Below are 3,179 nucleotides of genomic sequence, written 5' to 3' on the forward strand. Positions count from 1 at the left end.
TTCCTTTTTGAACCATTTCTTCAAGATTTTTATTTGTAGCAGCAACAATTCTTGCATTAATAGGCATAGGAGTAGTACCACCTAAACGAGTAATCTTTCTATCTTGAAGGACTCTTAATATCTTTACCTGTAAAGATAGTGGCATATCACCAATTTCATCCAAAAAGAGTGTTCCACCACTTGCTAGTTCAAAAAGTCCAGTCTTTCTTGATACAGCTCCAGTAAAAGCTCCCTTTTCATAACCAAATAATTCACTTTCAAGAAGGTTTTCTGGTACACCACCAATGTTAATAGCAACAAATGGACCATCAGGATGAGTCGAATTTGCATGTATTTCCCTTGCAATAACCTCTTTACCTGTTCCTGATTCTCCTGTGACTAAAACAGTTGCGTTTGAAGGAGCAATCTTTTTAATTACTTCTCTAATTTTAATTACAGCTGCTGACTCACCAATAAAAGAAGTAGTACTTTCAGCACTTCCAGATTTATTCCCTTCAACTACAGCTCTTAAATTTGATGCTTCAACTAGGTTTTTAAGTTTTATAGTCATCTCTTCGGGATCAAAAGGCTTAACAACATAGTCTTGTGCACCTTCCTTTAAAGCCTTTACAGCATCTTCAATTTCTCCATGCGCACTAGCCATAATAATAGGCATTCTAAAGCCTTCACTTCGCATCCATTTAATGAGCTCAAGGCCATCCATACCAGGCATCTTTAAATCGACTAAAACTGCATCATATGGATTTTCTCTTAGCATGCGCTGTGCTGAAAATCCATTTTCAGCAGCATCGCTTTCTATATCATCAATTTTAAAAAACTTTACTAAAGATGAACTAATGCTCTGTTCATCATCAACAATTAGAATTTTCACTATTTTTTCTTTCCTTTTTTATTGATAATAGGACCGTTAAGTACTAGTTCTTGAACTAGTGAAAACTTTGAGATTGTAACCTCTGCGACACTACCACCACCAGTTCGTGGATATAACTTAATATCTCCACCTCGAGCTCTTAAGAATTGTCTAGAAATTGAAAGACCAATTCCCGATCCATGGATTTTAGTAGTGTAAAATGGGTCAAACAGTTTTTCAGTATCCCCCTTCTTTATACCATCACCTCTATCACGAATAAAGATGTGGTAAACATTCTTTCTATCGAGGGTTATTTCAACCTCTACCTGAGGGTCTCTACCCTCACAGGACTCAACGGCATTTTTAAGTAGATTTTCAAGAACAGATCTAAGTCTATCCTTATCAAATAGGATAGTTGCACTTTGTTCACTTGATGATATTATTTTAATCTCATATGAAAAAAGTGGCACGAGAGAGCGAATTAACTCAGCTGCATCAATTTCCTCTGGTTGTCCTTCTGGGTTTTTCAAGAAATCAGAAACCCTATTGGTTAACTGAATTAATCTCTGTACTTCTTTACTTATTAACTCTACCTCTTCTAAGCTATCGCTATCCCTTAGTTGTCTTTTTAATAAAGCAATTTGTATAGTAATCGCAGAAAGAGGGTTTTTAATTTCATGAGTAAGTGTTCTAGCAGCCTGCCCAAGGTTAACAAGGTTTTCTTGTTTAACCATTTGTGATTTATAACTTCTATTTTCAAGATATGTTCTGATTACAAAGACATATAAAAGTACAATTCCTGAAAGTGCAATAAATGTGCCAAAAAGCAAAATATTTACACTTGTTAAATAAGGTGTAGCATCGAAGGAAATGTACATAATTGTAGTGTAATCAATTAGAGAAGAAGGGAAATACCTACTTATATCACCTTCATAGTTAACATCTTGAATCATCAATGGGAGTCTAATTAACCTAGTATACTCCATTGTTTTACTTTTCAAATTAAGTCTAATAATATTGTTATCATCGTTTTTATTTGCCTCTGCACTAATACTTGCAATTGGTAACATATTATATACTTGACCATAAGATACAATAATTGAACCTCTTGAATCGTATAGAGCAATACCCTTTACTCTCTTTTCATTTAATAGAGAATATGGATTAAAGCTACCTCTCTGAAGTTCAAATACTGCATTATTAAAATTTTTTTCAATTTCATTAACTAGCTTTAATCTTTCTGTAATAAAGAGAGAAGAAGCTAAGACGATAACAATAACTAATAGGCCTAAAAATGCAACAGAGAGAGATGCTAATACAACTAGCTTCTCTCTCTTAGCTCTTGAAAAAAATGATATTAATCTATTTTTAGTCTTCTTTTTCATCATTCATAACTCAATGCTTCAATTGGATCGAGTTTAGATGCTTTAGCTGCAGGATACCAGCCAAAGAAAATACCTACAAACATACTGAAGCCTAAGGATAGGATTATCGCTCCATAGCTGAAGGTTAAATTCCAACCTACAACATTTACTATAGCATAGCTGATGAAAATTCCAAAGCCAATACCTAAAATTCCTCCGATTATAGTCAGTGTAATAGCTTCAACAAGGAATTGTCCTCTAATAACCTTAGGAGATGCTCCTAATGCCTTTCTTATACCAATCTCTCTTGTTCTTTCAGCAACAGAAACAAGCATAATATTCATTATTCCAATACCACCAACTAGCAATGAAATTGCCGCTATTGCAGCTAAGAAGGAAGTGAAGGTACCTGTTACTTGGTCAGCCATCTCAACAATAGAGGCAGCAGAGTATACAAAGAAGTAATCTGCCCCGACTAAGTCACCTAGATAGTTTTCAACCTTTTTACTTATATCAATTGCATTTACACCATCATTAACCTTACAAATATAAGATGAAACCTTGCTCATATTCATAAAGCGCTGCTCAAATGTATTAATTGGGATAAAGATTGAGGAGTTAAAATTAGCTCCTAAGATTGCTTCCTTTTCTTCAAGTACACCGACAATTAAATATCTCTTTGATTGATTTCTGAATATAGAAAGGTATGAGCCAACTGCATTACCTGCTGGAAATAGCTCCTTTGCTATATCACTTCCAAGTATTACAACCTGGCGATGGTTAATATTATCAAATGCAGTAAAGTAATCTCCATATAAAAGCTCAGTATTCATTACATCAAAATAGGTGGAGGTAACACCCTGCAGTGAAACTGTTTTAACATCTTGGCCAGAACGAATTCTAGTATTTGATGTATATATTGGAAGTACAGTTTTAATTCCAGAGACATTAGACATCAAGGTATC

Annotated in this window: 3 protein-coding genes; all 3 read right to left on the bottom strand. The window is 34.4% G+C overall.

Annotated elements, in window-relative coordinates; genetic code table 11:
* Positions 1 to 871 (bottom strand): sigma-54 dependent transcriptional regulator (locus SOY52_RS06715; RefSeq protein WP_320848191.1); only part of this gene is annotated, 871 nt, incomplete at its 3' end.
* On the bottom strand, positions 871 to 2,235 hold the full coding sequence (locus tag SOY52_RS06720; protein ID WP_320848192.1) for a HAMP domain-containing sensor histidine kinase: 1,365 nt from the start codon (positions 2,233 to 2,235) through the stop codon (positions 871 to 873). The genes SOY52_RS06715 and SOY52_RS06720, both read right to left, overlap by 1 nt.
* The coding region (locus tag SOY52_RS06725; protein WP_320848193.1) for an ABC transporter permease at positions 2,235 to 3,179 on the bottom strand (945 nt) is incomplete at its 5' end. The genes SOY52_RS06725 and SOY52_RS06720, both read right to left, overlap by 1 nt.

This window comes from Bullifex sp. (genome assembly GCF_034103065.1).
Classification (GTDB): domain Bacteria; phylum Spirochaetota; class Spirochaetia; order Sphaerochaetales; family Sphaerochaetaceae; genus Bullifex.

Excerpts from the sequence above, each read along its gene's own strand:
- SOY52_RS06720 (WP_320848192.1), bottom strand. The coding sequence starts at position 2,235 with ATGAAAAAGAAGACTAAAAATAGATTAATATCATTTTTTTCAAGAGCT.